This is a genomic window from Bacillus sp. DC4300-2b2, from assembly GCF_049895685.1.
Classification (GTDB): domain Bacteria; phylum Bacillota; class Bacilli; order Bacillales; family Bacillaceae; genus Bacillus; species Bacillus safensis.
On sequence record NZ_JAFCSW010000001.1, the window covers coordinates 177,164 to 201,470 of the forward strand.

At 42.5% G+C, this 24,307-nt stretch carries 29 protein-coding genes, 1 pseudogene and 1 riboswitch; of the genes and pseudogenes, 7 read left to right on the forward strand and 23 right to left on the reverse strand.

What is annotated here, in order from left to right:
* Positions 1–15: 15 nt before the first annotated feature.
* The 18 genes from sufU to ACP69X_RS01080 form a co-directional block, all read right to left on the reverse strand.
* Complete coding sequence (sufU, locus tag ACP69X_RS00995; protein ID WP_039181277.1) at positions 16–462, reverse strand: Fe-S cluster assembly sulfur transfer protein SufU; 447 nt, start codon at positions 460–462, stop codon at positions 16–18.
* Entirely contained in the window at positions 452–1,672 is a 1,221-nt protein-coding gene (locus ACP69X_RS01000) for a cysteine desulfurase (protein ID WP_073979048.1), read from the reverse strand. Before ACP69X_RS01000 ends, sufU begins: the two co-directional genes overlap by 11 nt.
* Complete coding sequence (gene sufD / locus ACP69X_RS01005) at positions 1,672–2,985, reverse strand: Fe-S cluster assembly protein SufD (protein ID WP_024423399.1); 1,314 nt, start codon at positions 2,983–2,985, stop codon at positions 1,672–1,674. The genes ACP69X_RS01000 and sufD overlap by 1 nt, the downstream gene beginning before the upstream one ends.
* 18 nt (positions 2,986–3,003) lie before the next feature.
* Positions 3,004–3,789, reverse strand: coding sequence for a Fe-S cluster assembly ATPase SufC (sufC, locus tag ACP69X_RS01010; RefSeq protein WP_007500355.1), 786 nt, complete (start codon positions 3,787–3,789; stop codon positions 3,004–3,006).
* Between the two features lie 213 nt (positions 3,790–4,002).
* On the reverse strand, positions 4,003–4,137 hold the full coding sequence (locus ACP69X_RS01015; RefSeq protein ID WP_254965641.1) for a hypothetical protein: 135 nt from the start codon (positions 4,135–4,137) through the stop codon (positions 4,003–4,005).
* A gap of 215 nt (positions 4,138–4,352) precedes the next feature.
* Positions 4,353–4,721, reverse strand: coding sequence for a carboxymuconolactone decarboxylase family protein (locus ACP69X_RS01020; RefSeq protein ID WP_426052338.1), 369 nt, complete (start codon positions 4,719–4,721; stop codon positions 4,353–4,355).
* 103 nt (positions 4,722–4,824) lie between these two features.
* Entirely contained in the window at positions 4,825–5,646 is an 822-nt protein-coding gene (metQ, locus tag ACP69X_RS01025; protein WP_024423400.1) for a methionine ABC transporter substrate-binding lipoprotein MetQ, read from the reverse strand.
* A 14-nt stretch (positions 5,647–5,660) separates the two neighbouring features.
* Positions 5,661–6,329, reverse strand: a complete 669-nt coding sequence (locus tag ACP69X_RS01030; RefSeq protein ID WP_024423401.1) for a methionine ABC transporter permease — start codon at positions 6,327–6,329, stop codon at positions 5,661–5,663.
* Positions 6,322–7,347, reverse strand: coding sequence for a methionine ABC transporter ATP-binding protein (locus ACP69X_RS01035; RefSeq protein ID WP_073979103.1), 1,026 nt, complete (start codon positions 7,345–7,347; stop codon positions 6,322–6,324). Before ACP69X_RS01035 ends, ACP69X_RS01030 begins: the two co-directional genes overlap by 8 nt.
* 154 nt (positions 7,348–7,501) lie before the next feature.
* A riboswitch (SAM riboswitch) is annotated at positions 7,502–7,610 on the reverse strand.
* A 102-nt stretch (positions 7,611–7,712) separates the two neighbouring features.
* Positions 7,713–8,054 carry an SCP2 sterol-binding domain-containing protein gene (locus ACP69X_RS01040; RefSeq protein ID WP_024423403.1) on the reverse strand — a complete coding sequence of 114 codons (342 nt, stop codon included), beginning with the start codon at positions 8,052–8,054 and terminating at the stop codon, positions 7,713–7,715.
* Positions 8,055–8,174: 120 nt separating this feature from the next.
* Positions 8,175–8,477, reverse strand: coding sequence for a thioredoxin family protein (locus tag ACP69X_RS01045; RefSeq protein WP_073979046.1), 303 nt, complete (start codon positions 8,475–8,477; stop codon positions 8,175–8,177).
* Between the two features lie 13 nt (positions 8,478–8,490).
* Positions 8,491–8,835 (reverse strand): toprim domain-containing protein, encoded by a 345-nt coding sequence (locus ACP69X_RS01050; protein WP_024423404.1) that lies wholly within the window; start codon positions 8,833–8,835, stop codon positions 8,491–8,493.
* Positions 8,836–8,963: 128 nt separating this feature from the next.
* The gene (locus tag ACP69X_RS01055) at positions 8,964–9,200 is read right to left on the reverse strand and encodes a YusG family protein (RefSeq protein ID WP_041088349.1); all 237 of its coding nucleotides are present in this window, start codon (positions 9,198–9,200) and stop codon (positions 8,964–8,966) included.
* A 44-nt stretch (positions 9,201–9,244) separates the two neighbouring features.
* Complete coding sequence (gene gcvH / locus ACP69X_RS01060; protein ID WP_008347039.1) at positions 9,245–9,628, reverse strand: glycine cleavage system protein GcvH; 384 nt, start codon at positions 9,626–9,628, stop codon at positions 9,245–9,247.
* A 66-nt stretch (positions 9,629–9,694) separates the two neighbouring features.
* Entirely contained in the window at positions 9,695–10,051 is a 357-nt protein-coding gene (locus ACP69X_RS01065; protein ID WP_024423406.1) for an arsenate reductase family protein, read from the reverse strand.
* A gap of 111 nt (positions 10,052–10,162) precedes the next feature.
* Positions 10,163–11,944 (reverse strand): acyl-CoA dehydrogenase family protein, encoded by a 1,782-nt coding sequence (locus tag ACP69X_RS01070; protein ID WP_047202430.1) that lies wholly within the window; start codon positions 11,942–11,944, stop codon positions 10,163–10,165.
* 14 nt (positions 11,945–11,958) lie between these two features.
* A complete protein-coding gene (locus tag ACP69X_RS01075) occupies positions 11,959–13,134 on the reverse strand; it encodes an acetyl-CoA C-acetyltransferase (protein ID WP_041088345.1) in 1,176 nt (391 codons plus the stop codon).
* Positions 13,135–13,146: 12 nt separating this feature from the next.
* Entirely contained in the window at positions 13,147–15,534 is a 2,388-nt protein-coding gene (locus ACP69X_RS01080; RefSeq protein ID WP_426052339.1) for a 3-hydroxyacyl-CoA dehydrogenase NAD-binding domain-containing protein, read from the reverse strand.
* Between the two features lie 199 nt (positions 15,535–15,733).
* Between ACP69X_RS01080 and ACP69X_RS01085 the strand changes: the two genes are divergently transcribed.
* Genes ACP69X_RS01085 through ACP69X_RS01095 form a run of 3 tightly spaced genes read left to right on the forward strand, consistent with a single transcriptional unit; the run spans position 15,734 to position 16,508 of the window.
* Positions 15,734–15,871 (forward strand): YuzL family protein, encoded by a 138-nt coding sequence (locus tag ACP69X_RS01085; protein WP_003212904.1) that lies wholly within the window; start codon positions 15,734–15,736, stop codon positions 15,869–15,871.
* Positions 15,872–15,915: 44 nt separating this feature from the next.
* The gene (locus ACP69X_RS01090; protein ID WP_224426662.1) at positions 15,916–16,149 is read left to right on the forward strand and encodes a hypothetical protein; all 234 of its coding nucleotides are present in this window, start codon (positions 15,916–15,918) and stop codon (positions 16,147–16,149) included.
* Positions 16,150–16,160: 11 nt separating this feature from the next.
* A complete protein-coding gene (locus tag ACP69X_RS01095; protein WP_041088340.1) occupies positions 16,161–16,508 on the forward strand; it encodes a spore coat protein in 348 nt (115 codons plus the stop codon).
* Positions 16,509–16,541: 33 nt separating this feature from the next.
* On the opposite strand, the gene ACP69X_RS01100 is transcribed toward ACP69X_RS01095, so the two are convergent.
* The 3 genes from ACP69X_RS01100 to ACP69X_RS01110 all read right to left on the reverse strand — a co-directional run bounded on the left by ACP69X_RS01100 (position 16,542) and on the right by ACP69X_RS01110 (position 18,288).
* Positions 16,542–16,793 (reverse strand): YusU family protein, encoded by a 252-nt coding sequence (locus ACP69X_RS01100; protein ID WP_041088338.1) that lies wholly within the window; start codon positions 16,791–16,793, stop codon positions 16,542–16,544.
* A 71-nt stretch (positions 16,794–16,864) separates the two neighbouring features.
* Positions 16,865–17,695 carry an ABC transporter ATP-binding protein gene (locus ACP69X_RS01105; RefSeq protein ID WP_008347057.1) on the reverse strand — a complete coding sequence of 277 codons (831 nt, stop codon included), beginning with the start codon at positions 17,693–17,695 and terminating at the stop codon, positions 16,865–16,867.
* A gap of 146 nt (positions 17,696–17,841) precedes the next feature.
* A complete protein-coding gene (locus ACP69X_RS01110; protein ID WP_196770534.1) occupies positions 17,842–18,288 on the reverse strand; it encodes a YusW family protein in 447 nt (148 codons plus the stop codon).
* 110 nt (positions 18,289–18,398) lie between these two features.
* On the opposite strand from ACP69X_RS01110, the pseudogene ACP69X_RS01115 reads away from it, so the two are divergent.
* Positions 18,399–19,244: pseudogene (locus tag ACP69X_RS01115) on the forward strand (oxidoreductase).
* 47 nt (positions 19,245–19,291) lie between these two features.
* Here the strand turns inward: ACP69X_RS01115 and ACP69X_RS01120 are convergent.
* Complete coding sequence (locus ACP69X_RS01120; protein ID WP_426052340.1) at positions 19,292–20,698, reverse strand: S1C family serine protease; 1,407 nt, start codon at positions 20,696–20,698, stop codon at positions 19,292–19,294.
* Between the two features lie 326 nt (positions 20,699–21,024).
* Between ACP69X_RS01120 and ACP69X_RS01125 the strand changes: the two genes are divergently transcribed.
* Positions 21,025–21,702 (forward strand): response regulator transcription factor, encoded by a 678-nt coding sequence (locus ACP69X_RS01125; RefSeq protein WP_041088328.1) that lies wholly within the window; start codon positions 21,025–21,027, stop codon positions 21,700–21,702.
* On the forward strand, positions 21,699–23,030 hold the full coding sequence (locus ACP69X_RS01130) for a HAMP domain-containing sensor histidine kinase (protein ID WP_426052341.1): 1,332 nt from the start codon (positions 21,699–21,701) through the stop codon (positions 23,028–23,030). The genes ACP69X_RS01125 and ACP69X_RS01130 overlap by 4 nt, the downstream gene beginning before the upstream one ends.
* A 20-nt stretch (positions 23,031–23,050) precedes the next feature.
* Here ACP69X_RS01130 and spxO read toward each other — a convergent pair whose 3' ends face one another.
* The gene (gene spxO / locus ACP69X_RS01135; protein WP_003212782.1) at positions 23,051–23,215 is read right to left on the reverse strand and encodes an anti-adapter protein SpxO; all 165 of its coding nucleotides are present in this window, start codon (positions 23,213–23,215) and stop codon (positions 23,051–23,053) included.
* A gap of 192 nt (positions 23,216–23,407) precedes the next feature.
* Between spxO and ACP69X_RS01140 the strand changes: the two genes are divergently transcribed.
* A complete protein-coding gene (locus ACP69X_RS01140) occupies positions 23,408–24,286 on the forward strand; it encodes a TetR/AcrR family transcriptional regulator (protein WP_041088324.1) in 879 nt (292 codons plus the stop codon).
* Positions 24,287–24,307: the final 21 nt, after the last annotated feature.

Genomic DNA, 24,307 nt, shown 5'->3' on the forward strand with positions numbered 1-24,307 from the left:
ATTTTCACTCCAATCTTATGATTTGCCGTTATCTTCGGCAGATGCGCCTTTTTCAAGCGCCTTCCAGGATAATGTTGCACACTTGATGCGAGCTGGGAATTTTGCCACTCCCTGCAGCGCTTCAATGTCACCAAGATCAATGGAATCGTCGTATTCTTTTCCTTGCATCATATCGGAGAAAATCCGAGACATTTTCAAAGCAGTTTCAATATCTTTCCCTTTAATCGCCTGCGTCATCATTGAGGCAGATGCCATCGAAATCGAGCATCCTTCTCCTTCAAATTTCGCATCAGTGACTTTTTCGTCTTCGATTTTCATCGTAAGACGAATACGGTCACCACACGTTGGGTTGTTCATATCGACGACAATGCTGTCGTTTAGCACACCTTTGTTTCTCGGATTTTTATAATGATCCATAATCACTTGTCTGTACAGTGTGTCTAAGTTTACATTAAAAGACATTCGTAAAATACTCCTTTGTCTTACGGAGCGCTGCAATCAGTTTGTCGATCTCTTCTTCTGTATTATACAGATAGAAGCTTGCTCTTGCAGTCGCTGATACACCAAGCCATTTCATGAGCGGCTGTGCACAGTGGTGTCCAGCACGAATGGCGACACCTTCCGTATCCAGAACAGTTGACGCATCATGCGGATGGACGTCGTCTAAGTTAAACGTCACAAGCCCAGCTCGGTGCTGCGGTCCATAAACAGTCGCACCGTCAAGCTCCTTAAAGCGCTCAAGCGCGTAAGTGGCAAGCTGATGCTCGTAACGGCTGACTTCCTCCATACCGATGTCATTTAAGAAGTCAATTGCTTTTCCTAGTCCAACTGCTCCAGCAATAATCGGTGTTCCCGCTTCAAATTTCCACGGCAGCTCTTTCCATGTGGAATCATACAGATCCACAAAGTCGATCATTTCACCGCCAAACTCAGCAGGCTCCATATTATTCAAAAGGTCCTTCTTCCCGTAAAGCACACCGATGCCAGTCGGTCCACACATTTTATGCCCAGAGAATGCGAAAAAGTCACAATCTAGATCCTGAACATCAATTTGCATATGCGGAGTGCTTTGCGCACCGTCGACGACAATGATTGCCCCATGATCGTGGGCAATTTTTGCGATCTCTTTAATTGGGTTGATGGTTCCTAATACGTTTGAGACATGTGTGACAGCGACGATTTTCGTTTGATGTGTGACCGTTTGCTTCACATCTTCAAGCGATAGCGTGCCGTCTTCCTGTAACGGAATGTATTTCAATGTGGCGCCAGTTGCTTTCGCTGCTTGCTGCCAAGGGATGATATTCGCATGATGCTCCATATGCGTAATGACAATCTCATCGCCTTCTTTGAGGTTGGCTCTAGCATAGCTGATCGCCACTGTGTTTAGTGCAGTCGTTGTACCTCTAGTAAAAATAATTTCCTGGACAGATGAAGCACGGATGAATGCACGAACTTTCTCTCTCGCACCCTCGTATGCGTCCGTTGCTCTTGTGCCAAGGGTATGAACACCCCGGTGGACGTTCGAGTTGTAAGACCGGTAATACTCATTCATTGCATCAATGACCACTCTTGGTTTTTGAGAAGTCGCTGCACTGTCCAAATACACCAAATCATGTCCGTTCACTTGCTGATGAAGGATTGGAAATTGCTCACGAACGTCTTTGATATTCATTATTTTACTTTCCTTTCAATTACAGAAATCAGCTGCTTTTTAACTCCTTCGATCGGCAGTTCTTTCACAACTGGATTTAAGAAGCCGTAAATCACAAGTCTTTCTGCATCTTCTTTGGAAATTCCGCGGCTCATGAGGTAGTACAATTGAATTGGATCAACACGTCCAACAGAAGCGGCGTGCCCTGCTGTCACATCATCTTCATCAATTAATAGAATTGGGTTTGCGTCACCGCGTGCTTTCTCACTCAGCATGAGGACACGTGATTCCTGCTCTGCATTTGACTTTGTTGCGCCATGCTCAATTTTACCAATTCCGTTAAAGATAGAGGATGCTTGATCCTTCATCACACCATGCTTCAAGATATACCCTTCAGAATTTTTACCGAAGTGGATGATGCTTGTTGTGAAGTTTTCTGTTTGATTCCCTCGGCCGACAACAACTGATTTCGTATCACCGAATGTACCATCGCCCATAAGCTTTGTGATGTTTTCAGACACGACGTCTCCATCATTCATCAGGCCAAGCGCCCATTCGATTTTACTGTCACGGCCATTAGCCATACCGCGTCTGTTTACATATACTGTGACACCTTCTGCAAGGTTATCTACAGCACCGTATGTGACGCGGGCGTTTGCGCCTGTGAATACTTCAGAAACGATATTGAAGATTGCTTCTTCTGGTTTTGCTGTACTGATGTAGTTTTCTACATATGTCACAGCACTATGATCGTCTGCTACAACGATGACATGGTTGAACAACGTCGTTTCGTCATTTTCATGAAGATAAACAGCTTGAATTGGTGCTTCAAGCTCTACGTTTTTCGGAACATAGAGGAAAGCTCCGCCATTGACTAAAGCAGCATGTAAAGCTGTAAGTTTATGCTCATCCACTTTCACTGCATCTGTCATGAAGTATTGTTTCACTAAATCTCCATGCTCACGGATCGCTGTATGAAGATCAGTGAAGATCACACCTTTGTCTTTTGCTTCAGCTGAAAGAGACAAATAGGCTGGCGTTTGATCACGCTGAATGTAGACTGTCTTATCTGTGTCCTCTAAATCAATAAGAGATTTCACTTCTTCTGGAAGCTCTTCTAATGATCCAAATGGTGCACTTTCGACTGTATGCTGTTTGAAATTCGTTAAATTCCATTTTGAAATATTCGTTTTGTCAGGCTTTGGCATTGGGAGGTCTTCTGCTTTTTCAAGAGCCTGTAAGCGAAGGGAGCTCATCCATGCCGGTTCCTGATGCTTCTCGGAGAAGCTTTTGACATAATCTTGATCTACTGATAATTTCGTTTCTAATGTCATCAATAATCCTCCTAACGCTTACGCTTCTTGACCAACAGTTTCGTCTTCAATTCCTAACTCTTTTTTAATCCAATCATAGCCTTCTGCTTCTAGACGCTGCGCGAGTTCTGGTCCGCCAGATTTCACAATACGACCTTGCATCATGACATGAACGTGATCTGGTGTGATGTAGTTCAGTAGACGCTGATAGTGAGTGATCATTAAGCAGCCGAAGCTTTCGCCGCGCATTTTGTTAATTCCTTTAGAAACAACTTTCAGGGCATCGATATCAAGACCAGAATCGATTTCGTCAAGGATGGCGATCTTTGGTTCAATCATCATTAATTGAAGAATTTCGTTGCGTTTTTTCTCCCCGCCTGAGAAACCTTCGTTTAGGTAGCGCTGTGCCATATCTGGATCCATTTCAAGGAACTCCATGTTTTCGTCCATTTTGCGGATGAACTTCATAAGAGAGATTTCATCGCCTTCTTCTCTGCGTGCGTTAATAGCAGAACGAAGGAAGTCAGCATTTGTGACACCACTGATTTCAGATGGGTATTGCATTGCAAGGAAAAGACCAGCTTGAGCGCGCTCATCTACTTCCATTTCAAGGACATCTTCGCCATCAAGCAAGATGCTGCCTTTTGTTACTTCATATTTAGGGTGACCCATAATTGCAGCAGATAAAGTAGATTTACCTGTTCCGTTTGGTCCCATTACTGCGTGGAATTCTCCACCTTTTATCTCGAGGTTTACACCCTTTAAGATTTCTTTCCCTTCAATCTCAACGTGCAAGTCCTTAATTGTTAATGTCGAAGCAGTCATATATCGATACCTCCAAAATAATCATTATTCTCAATTTATTCTCATTCTAATTTTATAACAAATTAAAACTGAATACAACACATTCACGATAAGCGTGAGAGGATGCTCTCAAAATTCTAACAAAAAAAGCAGGTAGATAAAAGGATTTATGTCGAAAAGACTGTTTTCATAAAGAAAGGGCGGGAAACTGTTCTCCCCGCCCCTCAGCTATTATTAGCCTCTTATATTCATTTTTGCGAGCTGTCTTTTCTCATCTCGATAGGACTGCTCTCGTTTATATTCCACTTTCATCCTTAAGTCATGGTCTCTTTCGTACTCTGCATAGCTCATGCCATGAGCTTGATGCATGGCCTTTTCCATCTCGGCGGTATAATCCAATCCCAGTGTACTATGGTCCGAACAAATAATAAACCATTCCCTTCCTTGAGTGTAGCTTTATTGTAGCAAACGTATGCGGCTTCACTCAAAAGGGATATGACGCTCTATGACGGCATATTTTCTCACACATTCGGATGAGAAGTACTCAACTCCGTGATATGGAAAAATACCGTGTTTTCCTTCTTTTAATGCGTCTGTCCTCCAAATTCATCAATACATTGCTGAACGACTGTGATTCCTTGGCTTAGTGCTGCCCCGCCACCAAAAGCTGCTGCCACGCTGACAACCTCCAGTAAATTCTCTTCTGTCGCCCCTTGATCGAGCGCTCCCTTTGTATGATAAATCATGCAGTATTCATCCTGCGCATGAATACTGATGCCGAGGGCAATCATTTGTTTTTCCTTTTGAGTTAATGAATCGCTTTGGAAGCACTGCTCCGTAAATTCATTGAATTTCTTCCCAAACACCGGCACTTTCTTCTGGAATTCACCCATTGCGGTTTTATAATCAGTCAGTGATTGCTGCATGGATCCGCTCATATGCTGTTCATTCATCTTGATTCCATCCCTTCAGGTCTTTTGTACGTTTTTATTATGAGCGAGATTTGAAAAAATACACAAAAAACCTCGCTTTGATAGAAGCGAGGTTGAAATGTTGTTATTCAGATACAGGCAAGACTGCACCGTCATATTTTTTGTCGATGAATTCTTTGATTTTATCAGAGTGAAGAACTTCCATTAATGCCTTGATCTTATCTGATTTTTCGTCACCTTTGCGAACCGCAACGATGTTTGCATATGGGTTGTTCTTTGTTTGCTCAAGTTCGATTGAATCTTTTTTCGGATTCAATTTATTTTGGATCGCATAGTTGACGTTGATAAATACAGCATCGCCTTCACTGTTTTCATAAGCTTTCGCAGTTAATTCAGGCGCGATTTTTTTGAATTTTAGGTTCTTTGGGTTTTCTTTAATGTTCTTTACTGTTGCGTTGATTGTATCAACCTTTGGATCAAGCTTGATGACACCAGCATTTTGCAGAAGGGCAAGCATACGACCTTGTTCAGCTACGTTGTTTGTCATGATGATTGTGCCGCCGTTTGGAATATCTTTTACTGATTTGTATTTCTTAGAGTAGATACCGAAAGGCTCAAGGTGAACCGCACCAGCACTCACTAGGTTATAATCTTTATTTGATTTATTTTCTTCGTTTAAGTAAGGGATATGTTGGAAAAAGTTCGCATCCACTTCTTTTTCAGCTAACGCTTTGTTGTACATTTTATAATCGCTAAGCACTTTCACTTTTAAATCGTAGCCTTTTTCTTTTAGAAGTGGTTTTGCTTCTTCAAGGATTTCGGCATGCGGCGTTTTTGATGCGGCAACCGTAATGGTTTTGCTTTCACTTGCGTTATTAGATGAACCGCACGCAGCTAAAATACCTGCAAATGCTAGAAATAGTGCACTTAGAATCAATTTCTTCATGAATAAATCCTCCCTTAACGTTTATCAATTTTATTTGTAATCAAATCACCGATTATTTGAATAATAAAGACGATGATGAGAATAAACACAGTGGCTACAAGTGTGACATCTGTATTACCAGATTGGTACCCTTCCACATAGGCGAGGTCACCAAGTCCGCCTGCTCCAATTGCACCTGCAATCGCAGTAGAGCCAATCAGAGCAATTGCTGTTACGGTAATACCTGAAATAAGGGCTGGTAATGATTCTGGCAGTAATACTTTGAAAATGATTGTCGACGTTTTTGCTCCCATTGATCGTGCTGCTTCAATGACTCCTTTGTCTACCTCACGCAGTGCAATTTCGACAAGACGTGCATAGAATGGAGCTGACCCTATGACAAGGGCAGGGAGTGCTGCATTTGGGCCTAGAATCGTATGCATTAAGAATTTCGTGAACCCTAGTAAAAGAATAATTAAAATAATAAAAGGAATCGATCTGAAAATGTTGACGACAGCGCCGATGACAGCATTAATCGGTTTATTTTCCCAAAGACCGCCTTTTCCTGTAAGGAAGAGCAGGAGTCCCAGGATAATCCCGATTGCAAAGGCAAATGCCAATGAAATCAGTGTCATATATACCGTTTCACCTGTTGCACTCCAGATGACGTCTAAATCAACGTTCGGAAACCATTTCTCAAACATGTGTCATCACCTCGATTTCAACCTGTTTGCTTTGGATATAGGCGATGGCTTTTTCTACCTCGGTCTCTTCTCCATTAATGTGGATAAAGAGTGTTCCAAACGCGCCTTCCTGCGTTTGAGAAATCTTTCCTTGAAGGATGTTCACATCGACATGAAAGGATCGAATGATTTCTGTGATCAGCGGCTGCTCGGCAGAATCACCGATAAAGGACAACCGTACGACCTGACCTTCTTTTACTCGCTCTAGGACGTGCTCGATTGTTTCTTTCGCTTCCTCTGGTTCCGCAAGCTGTTTTACAAATCGCTTCGTCATTTCTTCCTTCGGCTGTCGGAAGACGCGCAATACTTCGCCTTCTTCGACAATACGTCCATTTTCCATGACCGCGACGCGATGACAAATTTTGCGAATGACGTGCATTTCGTGTGTAATGAGCACAATCGTGAGCCCTAGTCGTTTATTAATATCGGCCAAAAGCTCAAGGATAGAATCGGTCGTTTGCGGATCTAGCGCAGATGTCGCTTCGTCACATAGAAGAACCTTTGGATCATTCGCTAATGCTCTCGCAATGCCGACACGCTGTTTTTGCCCGCCGCTAAGCTGAGACGGATATGCATTTTCTTTTCCTTCTAAACCGACCAATTTAATCAGTTCATTCGCACGTTCTCTCCGTTTTGATGTCGGTACCCCTGCGATCTCAAGCGGGAACATAATATTTTGTCTCACCGTTCTTGACCAAAGTAGGTTAAAGTGCTGGAAGATCATGCTGATTTCTTGTCTTGCTTTCCGAAGTTTCGCATTCGATACTTCATTGATCCGGTTGCCTGCCACTTCAACAATTCCTTCTGTTGGCAGCTCCAGACCGTTTAATAGGCGAATAAGCGAGCTTTTTCCCGCACCGCTATACCCGATAATTCCGAATATTTCACCTTTATCAATATCCAAGTTGACGTCTTTCACGGCATCAACATTTCCGCTTTTTGAATAATACGTTTTTGATACATTCTGTAAATGGATCACAGTCTGATCACCTGCTTTCTTGCTGAATCTATAGGTTGCCATCACATACGTTATTTATTCTTCCTGCTGTCATGACTCTAGCCTGACGCCAGGTCAGTAAAAAAGACCTAACTGCAACGCAAGCAGAAAGGCCTTTTATGTCAATTACGCCTTTCTCTCATCTTTCAAAGCGCTGCGGCTTTGAGTGAATTGGCACCAATTTCAGCTATGCTGACGGTTGCCGGGTTTCATAGGGCACGTCCCTCCACCTCTCTTAATAAGAGAAAATATGTTGTTTTATGTGATGTTCATGTTTTTACTAACGTAGAATATCATGCTATCTGAGATATGTCAACGCTGTAAATCGCTAATTTCCAAGTAAACAACTACGTTATCATTTTTCGAAAAAAACCGTTCGTCAGCCAAAGCACTGCCTCTAGTCTAAGGAGCGCACGGAATGACCCTTTGACTTTGACTTGTCCCCTGCTGATTAACTGCTGTAAGGACATATCTCCATCTAATAATTGTAGAATCTCTTTCCTCTCACCATAAAAGATGAGATCCGATAACTCAATTGCAGGTAGTTTCTTCACTTCACCACGTTCATCCACAATCAATGTACAAGAGTCAGTTTCCGCCTCAAATGTAATCTTCAAGGATGATGATGAGAGCAGCGGTTTTAATAGTAAACGCTGCCCTGTGTTACCATGGGCTTTCACATTTTCCACATGTATAACCTCCCTGTCATTTGGTTATACATAACATTTCTCTACAAACATCTTCTTGTCCTTTATAAATAACTCGACAAATTTTCAGATGAATTTCTTGAAATATGACAAAAAACCGCTTTATTTAGCGGTTTCAATCATTTCATGAAGATATGGAACTGAGTGAAAGGCATAGCCTTTTTGCACCAATTCTCCTTTTTTAAACATTAGAAAGCAAGGAACACTCTCGATCTCAAATGCTTTTGCAAAGCCTGGTGAATAGTTTAAATTGTTTTCGTAAAATGGTACATTCGGCTGCATGGCGTCTACGACTGCCAGCATTTTCTTTGCCAGCTGGCATGTTCCGCAAAACGGTGTATATAAGTATAAAAGAAATAAATCGTCCTCTATCTCTTTGAATTCGTGTTCTTCAATCTCTTTCATAATACGTCCACCCTCATAAATATTTCGAATGAACATCAATATTTGCAGCTAATAGGATAGATGCAATGTGGGCTGACGGTGAAGCGGCCACTTCGCGGTACGTTCTGTCGACAAAAAGATGAAGTGCTTCAGGGAATTCTTTTCGAAATTGCTTCCGCAGTTTGTCGCCTGCATCGTCACTGTCTGCTAATATGTAAACGTCTTTCCCCACTAAATCGTCCACAAGCTGGTCCAGCTTCGATGTACTGATCGTGCCATTGGTGCAAATGATGGTAACAGGTTCACTTATGACTTCTTTTAGCTTTTGTTTGTCTGTTTTACCTTCTACAATGATGACCTTTTCAATCTCGACATTCATCACGATCACCCGGCCCTTTTGACGTTGATTCACTTCTTTCTTAGATTACAATCTTTCATTCAGGTTGTAAAGATTGAGCGCCTCATCAAAAAGACTGCAGTTTTTGTTCACTGCAGTCTCCTCTGTGATTAGCACCAGCCATTTTCATCGTCACAGTCTACATATTTTTCTGTCCCGTGAGTCAATGTATCCGTTAGACGATAAAAACGATTTTGATCATAGGAATATCCCGATTTCAGCTCATATTGATTTTCACTAATCATTGTGCCAATCTCTTCATTTTGATGATAAAGCACCATGCCGCTTTCTTTGAATCGTCCAGTGACATGCTCTGTTATATCCACCTGTTCTTTTTGAAAAGACAAATTGGACACCCCCCATAAAGGTAGAGTGTCCAATTTTACATGAATTAGTCTTCTTTTGTCATTTCTTCATATTGCTCAGCAGTCATTAAGTTCTCGATTTCAGATGCATCAGCTGGTTCTACAACGATCATCCATGCTTTTTCATATGGAGAGTCGTTGACGAATTCTGGGCTGTCATCCAGCTCATCGTTCACTTCGACGATTGTGCCATTGATCGGTGCATAAAGTTCAGAAACTGTTTTTACTGATTCTACACTTCCGAAAGGCTCGTCCGCTGTGATTTTGTCTCCTACTTCAGGAAGCTCAACGAACACGATATCGCCCAGCTCAGATTGAGCAAAATGCGTAATACCGATACGCACCTTATCTCCTTCTACTTTGACCCATTCATGTTCTTCTGAATAACGTAAATCTTTTGGTGTGCTCATTCAATACCCCTCCAGTCTTTTCTTACAATCTATATTGAAGATACCACAATCTGAATGAAAGTTACATCATTTCCAGACGCTTTTAAATGTATCTTCGTTAAATCCAACTGTCACTCGTTTACCGTCTGTTGTAATCGGGCGCTTGATCAGCATTCCGTTAGACGCGAGTAATTCTAGCTGCTCGTCCTCTGACATTGCAGGAAGTTGATCTTTCAGCTGCAGCTCCCGGTATTTTTGTCCGCTTGTATTAAAGAATTTCTTCAGCTCTAAACCGCTTTTTTCGTAAAGGGCTTTTAATGTTTCTTTATCAGGCGTCTCTTCGACGATATGTATGCTGTTGATGTCTTTATTGTGTGCTTCCAGCCACTTTTTTGCTTTTCGGCATGTACCGCAAGATGGGTATTCGTAAAAATCTAAAGCCACCATTTTCACCTCCTGCAAATTGTGACAACATTTTATCACAAAATATTTTAAAAACCTAAATGTATGCTTACAAAAAGGTGCGGAGTGATTTCCGCACCTTTTAAGCCGTCCTTATACGATATATTTCTCTGCTTCAAAGATTCGTTTCGCCACTTCGCGCTTTTTAGCGATGACATTGATCGGAGTAAATCTTGTCAGCTTACGAAGGGCTGACAGACTCATGCGGAGTGAATCTCCTTCCTCCATCGCAATCAAGGATTCTTTTGCATGGGCTTCAATCTTTAAGAAAGCCTCCTGCGTGAAAATTTGTGTATAAGCCAGCTTTTGAGCGTTCTTTTCTGCGCCTGATGCAGCGATTGCCTTTTCCGTACGCAGAATCGCTGATTCAGCAGCAAAAATTTCATTGACGATATCGGCTATGTTCACAAGAATTTCTTGCTCTTTGTCTAAGGATTTCCCGTATTTCATGGCTGCCATACCAGCCACCATTAAAGCAACCTTTTTCGCATGGGCGAGCAAATATTTTTCTTGATCAAGCGGCTGATCGCCTGGCTCTTCCGGCATCATCATCATCAGCTCTTCCTGTAAGGTTTGCGCTTTTTGAAGCAGCGGAAGCTCTCCCTTCATCGCTTTCTTCAAGAATGTACCTGGTACAAGCAAACGGTTGATTTCGTTTGTCCCTTCAAAGATCCGGTTAATTCGTGAGTCGCGATAGGCTCTTTCGACCTCGTATTCTTGCATGAATCCATATCCGCCGTGAATCTGCACGCCTTCATCCACAATATAATCTAACGTTTCAGAGCCAAGGACTTTACAGAGAGAACATTCAATCGCATATTCCGCAATGGATTGAGCAATTTGTTTGCCGTCTTTTTGCTCTTCGTCACTTAATAGGCCCATCCGCTGTTCAAATAATCCAACCGTGCGGTAAACAGCACTTTCCATCGCATAGAGCTTTGCTGACATATTGGCTGCTTTTTCACCAATTAAGCTGAATTGAGAAATTGGTGTTTTGAACTGCTTACGCTGGTTCGCATATTCTGCCGACAATTGAATGACGCGCTTTGATGCACCGATTGTGCCGACTGCCAGCTTATAGCGTCCAATATTTAAAATGTTAAAGGCAATCACATGTCCTCTGCCGGCTTCACCGAGCAAATTCTCCTTCGGCACTTGGGCATCTTCAAGAATTAATGTTCTTGTCGATGATCCTTTAATGCCCATCTTTTTCTCTTCAGGTCCCGTTTTGACACCTGGAAAATCCTTTTCGACAATAAAAGCAGAGAAGTGTTCACCATCAATCTTCGCATACACAACAAAGACATCGGCAAATGCGGAGTTTGTGATCCACTGCTTTTCTCCATTGAGGACATAATGGGTACCTGCTTCATTCAGAACCGCAGTTGTTTTTGCTCCAAGAGCGTCAGAGCCTGATCCTGGCTCAGTGAGTGCGTACGCCGCAATGGTTTCCCCAGAGGCGAGTCCTGGCAGGTACGTTTCCTTTTGCGCTTGATTTCCGAAGAGCACGATCGGTAGAGAACCAATACCGACATGAGCACCATAGGAAAGTGAGAAGCTTCCTGCTCTAGCGAATTTTTCAGTAATGATTGCTGAACTGATTTTATCCAATCCAAGCCCGCCGAATTCTTCAGGTACATCGGCTCCTAAAAGTCCAAGCTCACCAGCCTTTTTGAGAAGCCTGACTGAATGCTCGAACTCATGATTTTCAATTTGATCTATATGCGGAACCACATCTTGTAAAATATAATCCTCTGTTGTCTTTCCAATCATTTGATGTTCATCAGAGAAATCCTCCGGTGTAAAGATATGCTCATAATTCGTCTCATCAATTAAAAAGCTTCCACCCTTTTTTACATCTTCCAATGCTTTCATCCTGATTTCCCCCTTTAGATCAATTCAAAAATACCTGCTGCTCCCATGCCCCCGCCGATACACATTGTGACAATACCAAATTGCTCGTTTCGCCGTTTCATTTCATGAATAAGTGACAGCGTTAGTTTCGTTCCTGTACAGCCGAGCGGATGTCCAAGCGCAATTGCGCCGCCGTTGACATTCACTTTTTCTTCATCAATCCCTAAATGGCGAATGACTTGAATTGCCTGAGAGGCAAACGCTTCGTTTAATTCAAACAGTCCAATATCCTTCAGCTCAAGTCCAGCAATTTTCAGCGCACGCGGAATGGCTTCAACCGGACCGATCCCCATCACCTCGGGCGGTACACCGCCAACAGCAAATGCTCTGAATTTAGCGAGCGGCTGAAGAGAAAGTGAGGATGCTTTCTCGCGGTCCATCATCATCACACACGCAGCCCCGTCACTTGTTTGAGACGAGTTCCCTGCGGTCACCGTGCCTTTTGTTGAGAAGGCTGGACGCAAAGTAGAAAGAATCTCCTCCGTTGTGCCTGCTCTCACACCTTCATCCTGTGAGAATGTGAATTGATGCTCTTCTAATTGATATTGCTCTCCTACCCGTCGCTCTGTTACATCAACGGGCACAATTTCATCTGAAAACTTCCCTTCTTGAAGTGCCTTTGCTGCCTTTTGATGACTCCTCACCGCAAAGGCGTCCTGATCTTGACGTGTGACCTGATATTTTTGCGCCACTTGCTCTGCCGTGTGCCCCATGCTCATGTAGTATTCAGGTGCTTGCTCTGCCAAGAGAGCATTCGGCCGAATGGAATGCCCCATCATCGGCACCTGCGACATTGATTCGACTCCTCCGGCTAAAATCGTCTCTGCCTGCCCGAGCATAATACGTTCACCCGCATAAGCGATAGACTGAAGACCAGACGAGCAGTAGCGGTTTATGGTGATGGCGGGTACCGTATAAGGCAGTCCCGCTAGTGCTCCAATATTTCGTGCTACATTTAACCCCTGCTCTGCTTCTGGCGTTGCACAGCCAATGATCAAATCATCTATTTGACCGTCGTATTCACCGGCACGCTTTAACGTTTCTTTTACACATAATGCGCCCATATCATCAGGCCGAACATGTTTTAACGATCCCTTTTTCGCCTTCCCTACTGGTGTTCTTGCGCCAGCGACAATGACTGCTTCTCTCATTTTGACTCCCCCTTAGTTACGTAAAGGTTTTCCTTTGACGAGCATGTGCTGCATACGTGCCTGTGATTTCACTTCTCCTACAAGACTTAAAAAGGCTTCTCTTTCAAGCTCTAATAAGTATTGCTCCTCTACCTCTGTTCCAAATGGCAGTTTCCCGCCGGAAATGACATGAGCTAATTTTTTTACGATGGTCATGTCATGCTCTGAAATGTATCCAGACAGTCTCATATTTTCAGCAGCCAAAATCATCGCTGCATAGCCTGTTTCTCCCATGACCGGCACCTTTTGCTTGAGCGGCGCACGATAACCGGCTTCATCAAGAGAGAGCACCAGTTGTTTTGCATCATAAATCAGGTGATCCCCGTTCATACTAATCCGGTCCCTCACGCGAAGCATGTTCATATCCCGCGCTTCCTCAGCTGAAGTTGATACTTTTGCCATTGCAATTGTTTCAAATGTTTTCAGCGTTGCATCCTGTATAGCGGTCTGCGACGGCTTCGCTGATCCTTGCAGGTGACGAAGATATAACTCTTTATTTCCGCCGCCTCCTGGAATCAGTCCAACTCCCGCTTCCACAAGTCCCATGTAAGTTTCGCTGGACGCCTGGATAGCCGCCGCCGGAAGGCAAACCTCCGTTCCGCCTCCTAATGTCATGCCAAACGGTGCGGCTACAACAGGGCGGTCGCTATATTTCACCTTCATCATCGCCTGCTGGAAGCGCCTGATCACAAAGTCAATTTCAAAAAAATTGTCGTCCTGTGCTTCCATTAAAATCAAGGCAAGGTTTGCGCCAACACAGAAGTTCTTCCCTTGGTTTCCGATGACAAGCCCTTTGTAATTCTTTTCCGTCTCATCAACAGCGCGATTGATCATATCAATGACATCTAGTCCAATGGCATTGCTTTTAGAGTGAAATTCGAGCAAAGCGACATCATCACCAATATCTATCAGGCTCGCACCAGAATTTTTGAAGATGACGTCGTGTTTCTTTTTCAATCTAGCTAAAGAAATATGTTTGTCGTTCCCTTTTTCCTGTACGTAAGCCCCTTCCTGATAAAACGCACGCTCTCCATCAGCATTCTCTTGATAGAATGTGTCGTGTCCTTTTGACAGCATGTCTTGCACCCATGATGGGATGCTGTGGCCTTCTGCTTCCATGCGCTCGGCGGCTTTTTTGACACCTATTGCATCCCACAGCTCAAATGGGCCATGCTGCCAGCCAAATCCCCATTTCATTGCGTTATCGATAGACTGAATATCATCCGCAATTTCACCTTTTAGACGAGCTGAATATAGAAGTACTGGCGCTGTCATATTCCAAAGCAATTGCCCTGCACGGCCATCCTGATAAATAAGCGCTTTCAACTTTGCTTTTGCACCCTTTTGCTGTTTCGCCATCTCAATGCCTGGATCTTTTAGCTTTGTGCGCTCTCCATATGTGAGCGTCACTGGATCAAGCTCTAAAATGACCTTCCCATTTTTTTGATAAAATCCTTGTCCTGCCTTGCTGCCAATCCATCCTTTTTCGAGCATTCTTTCAATAAACTCAGGCAGCTGGAAAATCTCTTTTTCCTTTCCTTCTACCTGTTCATATACGTTTCGTGCCACATGAGAAAACGTGTCAAGTCCCACTACATCAAGTGTACGGAAGGTCGCACTTTTCGGTCTTCCAATGAGGGGTCCTGTGACAGAATCCACTTCTCCGATGGTGTATTTGTTCTCAAGCATTTCACGCACTGTGACAAGAAGCCCATAAGTGCCAATGCGGTTTGCAATAAAGTTCGGTGTGTCTTTTGCTTCAACCACACCTTTGCCGAGTACATCCTCGCCAAACGTTTTCATAAATGACAGTACTTCTGGATCTGTTTCCTGAATAGGAATGATTTCTAAGAGCTTTAAATAACGAGCTGGGTTAAAAAAATGTGTGCCTAAAAAGTGGCGTTTAAAATCATCTGATCGGCCTTCTGCCATTTTTTCAACCGAAATACCAGATGTATTGCTTGAAACGATGCTTCCTTCTTTGCGGTGTTCGTCGATGAGAGAAAATACGTGTTGTTTGATGCTGAGCTTTTCAGTGACGACTTCAATGATCCAGTCCGCATCGTGTAATAAGGAAAGGTGGTCTGTGAGATTTCCCGGTGTGATGTATGATAGGTTTTTTGCTGAAGTAAGAGGTGCTGGCTTTTGCTTTAACAATTTTTTCATCGCTTCTTGACTTAATCGATTCCGAACACTAGGGTGATCAAGCGTTCGCTTTTTCGCCGTTTCTTCTTTTGTCAGTTCATTTGGCACAATATCTAGCAGTGTTACTGGTATCCCGATATTGGCTAGATGCGCAGCAATGCCTGAGCCCATGACACCTGAACCAATGACAGCCGCCTTGCGAATATGTTTGCCCATAAATATCCCCCTAAACATTTTGAATGAACAGTCATTCATTTTTTGTCCAAAAAAAAGCAATGCCTCTTTCTTTATCTTAAAAGATTTTCCGAAACAGTTCAATAGCGGATTTCAAAAATTTACACATTCTCATGTGCCTTATTTTGCGGCGTATGAATTAAAGATCAGAGGGAATTGTAAGAATGGAGGTGATGTCCACATGTCTCGTTTGAAGAAAAACCCATCGAAAGCAGGCGTAAGTGCTGCAAGTGTAAAAGGAAACGCAGGTCCATCACAGGAAGCAGACCTAGGCGGGAAAAAAACCAGTCAAAATCAGCAATATAAAAAGAATCAGTAAGGAAACAAAATCGTAAGGAGGAACACAAGTTGAACAATCAGCCAATGAATATGCCCCCAGAAGTCATTTCAGTGAAGGATTCCTTGTACTTAGAGGATATGCTCAACTGGAACTTGATCGCCATGAAAAAGGCTCATTTTATGGCCGAGCATTGCCAGGACCAAACATTGAAACAAGAATTAAATCAAGTTGGCCAAATGCATCATCAGCATTATACACAAATTCTTCAGCATTTAGGCAGCTCAGGGCAAGGCCAGTCTACTGGCTTTATGCAATAGGAGGAAAAAACATGGAACAGCAAAACCAACAAAAAATCGGGAATCCACAAACTCCGGTTCCCACAACAACAAACATGAACGATCGTGATTTCGTTACAGATCTGTTGTCGACTGAAAAATATATGACAAACGGATACAACACAGCGCTCAATGAATTCAGTCATGAATCTCTTTACCAGGATATTCAGCGAATTGCGCTCGAAACACAGAAAACACAAAGACATTTATATGATGTCATGTTCCGATATGGCTGGTATTCTGTTGAAGCGGCTGATCAGCAAAAGCTCCAGCAGGCACACCAGAAATTCCAGCAAACACTGACAGATCAATCTCCGTACGGATCATCACAAATGTCATAAGAAAAAAACTGCCAGTCTGATGCTGGCAGTTTTTTAACGGTCTTTATTGGCGCGATGAGCTTCGTTCAACTGTTTGATTCGTTGAATCGTGTGTTTGATTTCTTCTTTTGCTTCTGGATACGTTTCATTGAAATGCTTTGCTAGCGGCGGCATGCTTTTGGCAATATGAGAGTAGATCACCCATTGTTTCACATCTTGTTTCAGCTCGTCTGTTGATTCACCGAGCAGCAGCTCTGTATATTTATCAAGCAAGCCTTCCAGCTTTTCATCTAATTCTTTTCCCATTGACGTTCCGCTCCTTTTTCAGAAAAAAGCCTGACTCTGTGAGATACAGATGTCAGGCTTTTGACATACGATTATCTTGCAGCAAGAAATGTTTCAGCTTGCGCTTGCTGCACAATACAGCGTCCTCTACCGTGCGGAATACATAATGGTGTTCCGAATAGAGGATCTGTTGTCACTTGGCAATTCATATCAAAAACATTTTTCACGAGATCACAATTAATCACTGTTTCTGGTCTGCCTTCTGCATAGATTGACTTGTCTTTAATCGCCACAAGATGATGAGCATATCTGCATGCGAGATTGAGATCATGAAGAACCATCACAATCGTGCGCTGCTCTTTCTCATTTAAATCAAACAGAAGATCCAAAATTTCGATTTGATGCGTCATGTCTAAATATGTCGTCGGCTCATCTAACAAAATAATATCGGTCTCTTGGGCCAGCGTCATCGCAATCCATGCACGCTGCCTTTGTCCACCTGATAATGAATCAACGGTCCGATCAGCAAGGTCTTCCATCTTTGTTGACTTCAATGCGCGGTTCACAGCTTCTTCATCTTGCTTCGACCACTGCTTCAGCCAATTTTGATAAGGATATCTGCCTTGCTTCACTAGCTGATGCACGGTTAATCCTTCTGGCGCTTCTGGTCCTTGTGGAAGAATAGCGAGCTGTTTCGCTACTTCTTTTGTTGGTAATTTTGCAATGGAATGACCTTCAAGCAGGACAGAACCACCCATTGGCTTCATGAGACGGGCCAAAGAGCGAAGTAGCGTGGATTTACCGCATCCATTACTGCCAATAAATACTGTGATTTCACCCTTAGGGATTGATACATTTAGTTCATCGATGATCATTGTTTCTCCGTAGCCTAAGCTTAAACCTTCAGTAGAAATGGCACTCATTCCGCTCAAACGCTCCTTTTCTCATCCAAATTTTTATAGTAAATATCGTCTATGTACAGACGTAAAAGATCACTTATCTCAATTTAGTGTATCAGATTTAAGTGATCTTGAAAATCATTTTCAATTAAAAAATGAGAAAGTATCGTTTATTTCTTCCTTTGGAATGTACGTTTGGTCCCATCCTCGAGCTTCAGATCGATCTGAATCCGCTGATAATCATCATCTAAATTAAAAGCAGCTAATAGTTCATTTACATACGCTTCATTGATCTTTGCACTAGGAATCGGCATATCATTCAGCTTCATCTTCATCTCGCGCAAGGCTTCTTCCCCTTCATAGCGGACCCCATTCATATGATCACGAATGATTGCCTCCTCTTTGCCTCTTGCCTGACGGTAGGTCGCTTCGTATAATTCGTTTTTCTGTCCATATTGTACATGCAGATGCATATGCTGAAATGGCAGTTCCTTCATTTGAACAGCTGACAGACTTTCTGCTTCTGCTTCATGTGTTTGTTGTAACGGTTCAATTGATTGACAGCCGGACAGCATAAAGAGCAGCACTCCTATTCGTCCCGCCTTCTTCCAACACATCATGTGTTTCCTCCTATTTCACAGCATCGCTTTTTATTCTTCTCCAGGCTCCTTTTTGTTATTCAATAAAACAGCTCACTATGATAAATTTAAACAAAAAGGAGAACCGGATGATGAAAAAAACAGCCATTGTAACTGGTGCCAATAGCGGCTTCGGTAAGCTCATCACGATGCGTCTCGCCAAGCGGGGCTATACAGTGATTGCAGGCGTCAGACAGGAAGCCAATGCAAAAAAGCTCGCTGAAGAAATCGAGCATGCCTCTTTATCCGGCATGATACATATTGAAGCATTAGATGTGACTGATACGCAGTCGATTCAAGCATTTCAGAAGAAACTTCATGCCTATGCACCTATTACACTGCTTGTGAACAATGCGGGAACAGCCTTTGCTGGTTTTGCGGAGGAGGTTCCTGTTGACACGTACCGCCAGCAATTTTAAGTGAATGTCTTCGGTGTGATGGAAATGACCCAAGCGGTGCTGCCGTTTATGACGAGCGGCGCAAAGATTTTCAATATGAGCAGTATCAGCGGATTAATGGGAATGCCTGCACTTTCTCCATATGTATCCTCTAAGTTTGCGTTGGAAGGCTATACAGAAAGCTTACGGATTGAACTAGCTTCGTTGGGTATCCAGGCAGCCTTAATTGAGCCGGGCTCTTTCCAAACAAATATTTGGAATACCTCCATGAATGAGCAAATGATTCAGCCAGCAGAAGGATCAAAATACACAAAACTCTACCAAAAGATGATGGCCCATATTGATACCCAGAAATCAAACTATGGAGATCCTTGTGAAGTGGCAGAGCTTGTTGTTCGGTTAGCAGAGAAGAAGCGGCTGAAACGGCTGAGATATCTTGTTGGAAAAGGCGTACGACTTTCGTTCACAGCCAAACAGCTTCTGCCGTGGAACATGTGGGAACACCTCATACTGCGTACACTCTCTTCAAAAAAATAAGCACAAAAAAACAGGTGGATATGTTGACCTCCACCTGTTTTTTTCATTTATTCGCTCTCTGACTGTCCAAGGGTAATATCTAGATTTTTGTTCTTTCCTTCACGGATGACAGTCATTGTGGTTTTATCGCCGACTTTTGTTTCTTTGTAAAGAATTTCTTTCAACTGAGAGCTGTTCACTACATCTTTCCCTTTGAACTTGATGATGACATCCCCAGATTTCAAGCCTGCTTTTTGAGCAGGTGAACCTTTTGAAACATCCTTTACGTAAATGCCTTTGCCGATTTGTTTATCAAATAAGCCGAGCGTATTTTCCTGATACGTCTCAGGCACTTGCTCAAGGTCAATCATTTGTACGCCAAGGTATGGACGTTCAACTTTTCCATTTTTCAACAGCTCATCTACAATCGGTTTGACATCGTTACTTGGGATCGCAAATCCGAGTGATTCCACACCGCTTTCGCTGATTTTCAAGCTGTTAATGCCAATGACTTGACCATCAGTATTGATCAGTGGCCCCCCGCTGTTTCCTGGGTTAATGGCTGCATCAGTTTGCAGTACATTCATCTCCACTGTACCAGATGACGTATTTGCTTCAACAGTACGATCAAGACCACTAATGATTCCTTCTGTCACAGTACCTGAAAACTGTGCACCGAGCGGATTCCCAATGGCAATGACTTTATCTCCAACACGAAGCTTAGAAGAATCACCAAAGCTCGCCACTTTATCAATGCCGTCTGCATTTATTTCAACAACGGCTAAATCTGTCATGACATCACTGCCGACAAGCTTTGCGTCTTTTGTTTTTCCATCATATAGTGTGACCTTTAATTTATTGGCACCTTCGACAACGTGGTTATTTGTAATAATGTACGCTTTTTTGCCATCTTTTTTGAAGATGACACCAGAGCCTGTTCCAGCTTCAGCTTCTGTTTGATCACCGCTCAAGCCAAACGAATTTTGTGTAGATTGATAGTTTGAGACACCTACAATGGTGGGCTCTAAATCTTCTACCATATCAGCAACATTTGTGGCATTGGTGATTTGTTTTGTCGAGAAATTATCTGAGGCTGCCGGCTCACTTGATGCTGTCTGTGTTTGCGTGTTGGCAGCTGTATCCTGTGACTGCGGCAAAAGCGGTGTAATGCCAAGTACAAGACCCCCGCCAATAATTCCTCCAAGAATCGGGCTGAGCCATGCCGCCTTCCGCTTTTTCTCCTTTTTCGACGCACGGTCATCCACCATTTGAGGAGAATGATTCGTCACACTCTCCTGCGCGGCAGATGCTTCGTTTTCATGCTGGTGTAAAACGAGTTCCTTCTCTTTTTCTGGTGCGTCTATTTGTTTCTCATTCTCTTGATGGGTATCTTTTTGCTGATTCATTTCATTTTCTTGATTCGCATTTTCTGGATGATTCATCTTATTCTCTTCATCTTCTCTTCGGAAATCCATCGCTTGCACTCCTTTACATCATGTTTCATTCATATGTCTAGATAGGACTCAGGTCCTCTTAATGGAAAGATCATTGAAAAATACTTTATGGCAATATGTCAAATTATATAATACTTATTCATAGAAAAAAAGCAAGGTGCGCACATTGATGAAAAGCACCTATTCATCCGCCTTTTGTCTATGCCCTTTTTTCCCTTGACCTTATCATAATCAAACATTATGGGATAATGATGAGAAGAATATGTGAAATTGTGAAAAAAGCGTGTGATTGTTGACATGCCGCCTTCGTATCCCGTTATAATGACGTTGAGAGGATGTGGAAGACTTTGTCGTACACCATATATTTAGTTGAAGATGAACAAAACTTAAATGAACTGTTAACCAAATATTTAGAGAGTGAAGATTGGAATGTCTCCTCTTTTTTAACCGGAGAAGCGGCACGCGAGGCAATGAACAAGCCGCCGCATCTATGGATTTTAGATATCATGCTGCCTGATACAGACGGCTACACCCTCATTAAAGAAATCAAAGCCGCATCACCTGACGTACCGGTCATTTTCATTTCAGCACGTGATGCAGATATCGACCGTGTCCTCGGCTTAGAACTCGGAAGCAGTGATTATATTGCGAAACCGTTTCTTCCGCGTGAACTGATCATTCGGGTACAAAAGCTGCTGGAGCTTGTGTATAAAAACAGTGATACCCCGCAGCAGCAAAGTGTCACAACCGTTTCTTCTTATGTCATTCATGAGGATGTGAGAGAGGTGTATGAAGAGGATCAGCTCATTAACTTAACTTCTAAGGAATTTGACTTGCTGCTTTTATTTACACATCACCAAGGACATGCTTTTTCTCGTGAAGATATCCTCGTCAAAATTTGGGGACACGATTACTTCGGGACAGATCGTGTAGTCGATGACCTTGTTAGACGGCTGCGCAAAAAAATGCCCGACTTAAAGGTCGAGACCATCTATGGATTTGGCTATAGGATGCTGAAAGGATGAAGAACAAACCGCTCGCTTTTCAAATTTGGGTTGTGATCTCTGGCATTTTGCTCACTATTTCCATTGTCCTGATCATTCTATTTTCTAATACATTACGAGATTTCTTCACAAATGAAATTTATAAAAATATCGAAAATGAACAGCAAGTGCTGACAGAATATCCATTAAACCGAGACGGTTCGCCAAAGTCGACACCGGAGAACCGCTCCGTGCAGCACATTTTGATTCCGTCAGATGAATTAGATCAAATGGCGCAGTTTTTTCCACATGCCTTTATTGAGAAAATCCAATCGTTTGTGAAAAAACAAAAAAGCGCAACGAAACGGTATTCTGAAGAGGTGAACGGTCAGCATATCTTTTTTGTCATCAAAAAGGTATCATCAGGCAATACACCATATATTCTTCTGTCCTATGCACCAGATTCTTATCGAGACGACCTGTCCTTTACGCTGTTTAAACAGCTGATCTTTATCTTAGGCACCGTTATTTTATTAAGCTGGATTCCATCGATTTGGCTTGCCCGCTATTTATCCCGACCAATCGTTGCGTTTGAAAAGCACGTCAAACGGATTGCACAAGAAGACTGGGACGATCCTGTTATCGTTGACCGGCAAGATGAAATTGGCAAGCTTGGTCATACCATTGAAGAAATGAGACAAAAACTCATTCAAAAGGATGAAACAGAACGGACACTTTTGCAGAATATTTCACATGACTTAAAAACACCTGTCATGGTCATCCGCGGCTACACGCAGTCCATTAAAGATGGTATTTTTCCTAAGGGAGATCTTGAACAAACGGTGGAAGTCATTGAAGGTGAAGCGGAAAAGCTTGAGAAGAAAATAAAGGATCTGCTGTACTTAACAAAGCTTGATTATTTATCAAAACAACATCCCGCACATTCTTCCTTCCTAATCAGTAATACGATGCTGGAAGTGGTCGACCGAATACGCTGGTCGAAAAATGAATTGCAGTGGAACGTGGACTTAGATGATGAGGCTGCTCTTGAAGGCGATCCAGAACAATGGAGCAAATTATTTGAGAATGTACTAGAAAATCAACTTCGCTACGCAAAAAGTAAGATTGATATTCAGATGAAACAGGAAGAGGATCGAATCCGCATTGTTATTCGAAATGACGGTCCTCCAATTGAAGAACATATGCTGTCCAACCTATACGAACCTTTTAGTAAGGGAAAAAAGGGCGAATTCGGTATTGGATTAAGCATTGTCAAAAGAATCCTTTCAATGCATCAAGCGTCCATATCTATTGAAAATGATGATCTAGGTGTACGTTATACAATCATAGTTCCAAAGAAGAGACTGTAGGTTTTTGACCGCAGTCTTTTTTAGATGAATGAATACCCATTGAAATCACGGTATGTGGCTTTGATCTTTTTGCCAGCTTGATACATCCATTTCTTTTCAATGGTTGTCTCTTTCGGCATTTTGACTTTTTCTACTTGAATCCCTTTTGTTCGCAAGCGTCTAATCATATCATCGATTTCTCTCATGGAACATCATCCTTTCACATATTTTGACCAGTTGGTCACCTTACTTTATAATATAAAGAATTACACTGTAAAAAACAAGTTACAATCTGATTAATTTTTGAAAACTTTCGTCGTTTATGACCGATAAGTCACATCTCTTTGCGCACGTTTCCTAAGACATTTGTCTCTCGGTAAGAAAGGATGACATTCATATTGAAAAAGAAAGAAAAAATGATCATTGAGGCTGGCATGAAATTATTTGCCAGCAAAGGCTACAACACAACGTCTGTTCAGGAAATTGCGGATGAATGCCACATGTCAAAGGGTGCTTTTTATCTTTATTTTAAATCAAAGGAAGCACTGCTCATTTCGATCCTTCATTACTATTACGATAAGGTATTTACCCGGATTCATGAGGTTCAAACAGAGGGCGGCACACCAAAAGAAGCCTACCGAAAACAGCTCACTGTCTATTATGATAATATTTTGCAGCAAAAGGATTTTATTAAAATGCAGCTGAGCGACAGGGCGCTTCCACTGAATGAAGAAACGCAGCAGCTCGCAAAACAAATTAGGCTTGCGACCGTCCAGCTTCACATTGATAACATTAAACAAGTATATGGAGATGCTGCTATTCCTTATATGGCTGATTTATGTTTGACGATTGAGGGCATGAGCCACGTTTATTTCGAGCTGGCGATTTTATATGATTTTCAGCTGGAAGCAGAAGAACTTGCCACAACCATGATTCATCGTATCGATGATTTGATGGGCGGTATGATGAAGCGAAATGACCTTCCTCTCATTTCTGTAGATCAAGCGAGCGATTGGTTTGGCCCGATTTATGAACGGTCATTCGATCCGCTCACAGAATCTCTTTTAAAGGAATTAAGAGAGATTGCTGAATCACACTATGAAGTGATGAACGAACCTGAATTATTTGAAGCGCTTGGCATTCTAGAAAATGAATTAAACAAACAAAAACCAAGACAAGTCATCGTGAAAGGCATGCTGTACCAATTAAAATTATACGCACCGCTTCAAACCAACTCTGAGTCACTTTTGCGTATTTTGAAAGAGGATCATTTGTAAACACATCACTTTTAATGAAAA

Coding starts and splice junctions, on each gene's coding strand:
- ACP69X_RS01090 (WP_224426662.1), top strand. CDS start 15,916: ATGAATATGCCCCCAGAAGTCATTTCAGTGAAGGATTCCTTGTACTTA.
- ACP69X_RS01075 (WP_041088345.1), bottom strand. CDS start 13,134: ATGAGAGAAGCAGTCATTGTCGCTGGCGCAAGAACACCAGTAGGGAAG.
- gcvH (WP_008347039.1), bottom strand. CDS start 9,628: ATGAGCACACCAAAAGATTTACGTTATTCAGAAGAACATGAATGGGTC.
- ACP69X_RS01020 (WP_426052338.1), bottom strand. CDS start 4,721: ATGAATGAACAGCATATGAGCGGATCCATGCAGCAATCACTGACTGAT.
- spxO (WP_003212782.1), bottom strand. CDS start 23,215: ATGAGAGAAATCGATGATATGATTAGACGCTTGCGAACAAAAGGGATT.
- ACP69X_RS01045 (WP_073979046.1), bottom strand. CDS start 8,477: ATGAAAGAGATTGAAGAACACGAATTCAAAGAGATAGAGGACGATTTA.
- ACP69X_RS01120 (WP_426052340.1), bottom strand. CDS start 20,698: ATGGATTTCCGAAGAGAAGATGAAGAGAATAAGATGAATCATCCAGAA.
- ACP69X_RS01105 (WP_008347057.1), bottom strand. CDS start 17,695: ATGAGTGCCATTTCTACTGAAGGTTTAAGCTTAGGCTACGGAGAAACA.
- ACP69X_RS01130 (WP_426052341.1), top strand. CDS start 21,699: ATGAAGAACAAACCGCTCGCTTTTCAAATTTGGGTTGTGATCTCTGGC.
- ACP69X_RS01000 (WP_073979048.1), bottom strand. CDS start 1,672: ATGAATATCAAAGACGTTCGTGAGCAATTTCCAATCCTTCATCAGCAA.
- ACP69X_RS01030 (WP_024423401.1), bottom strand. CDS start 6,329: ATGTTTGAGAAATGGTTTCCGAACGTTGATTTAGACGTCATCTGGAGT.
- ACP69X_RS01085 (WP_003212904.1), top strand. CDS start 15,734: ATGTCTCGTTTGAAGAAAAACCCATCGAAAGCAGGCGTAAGTGCTGCA.
- ACP69X_RS01110 (WP_196770534.1), bottom strand. CDS start 18,288: ATGTGTTGGAAGAAGGCGGGACGAATAGGAGTGCTGCTCTTTATGCTG.
- ACP69X_RS01070 (WP_047202430.1), bottom strand. CDS start 11,944: ATGAAAGCATTGGAAGATGTAAAAAAGGGTGGAAGCTTTTTAATTGAT.
- sufC (WP_007500355.1), bottom strand. CDS start 3,789: ATGACTGCTTCGACATTAACAATTAAGGACTTGCACGTTGAGATTGAA.
- ACP69X_RS01100 (WP_041088338.1), bottom strand. CDS start 16,793: ATGGGAAAAGAATTAGATGAAAAGCTGGAAGGCTTGCTTGATAAATAT.
- ACP69X_RS01095 (WP_041088340.1), top strand. CDS start 16,161: ATGGAACAGCAAAACCAACAAAAAATCGGGAATCCACAAACTCCGGTT.
- ACP69X_RS01080 (WP_426052339.1), bottom strand. CDS start 15,534: ATGGGCAAACATATTCGCAAGGCGGCTGTCATTGGTTCAGGTGTCATG.
- sufU (WP_039181277.1), bottom strand. CDS start 462: ATGTCTTTTAATGTAAACTTAGACACACTGTACAGACAAGTGATTATG.
- sufD (WP_024423399.1), bottom strand. CDS start 2,985: ATGACATTAGAAACGAAATTATCAGTAGATCAAGATTATGTCAAAAGC.
- metQ (WP_024423400.1), bottom strand. CDS start 5,646: ATGAAGAAATTGATTCTAAGTGCACTATTTCTAGCATTTGCAGGTATT.
- ACP69X_RS01015 (WP_254965641.1), bottom strand. CDS start 4,137: ATGCATCAAGCTCATGGCATGAGCTATGCAGAGTACGAAAGAGACCAT.
- ACP69X_RS01050 (WP_024423404.1), bottom strand. CDS start 8,835: ATGAATGTCGAGATTGAAAAGGTCATCATTGTAGAAGGTAAAACAGAC.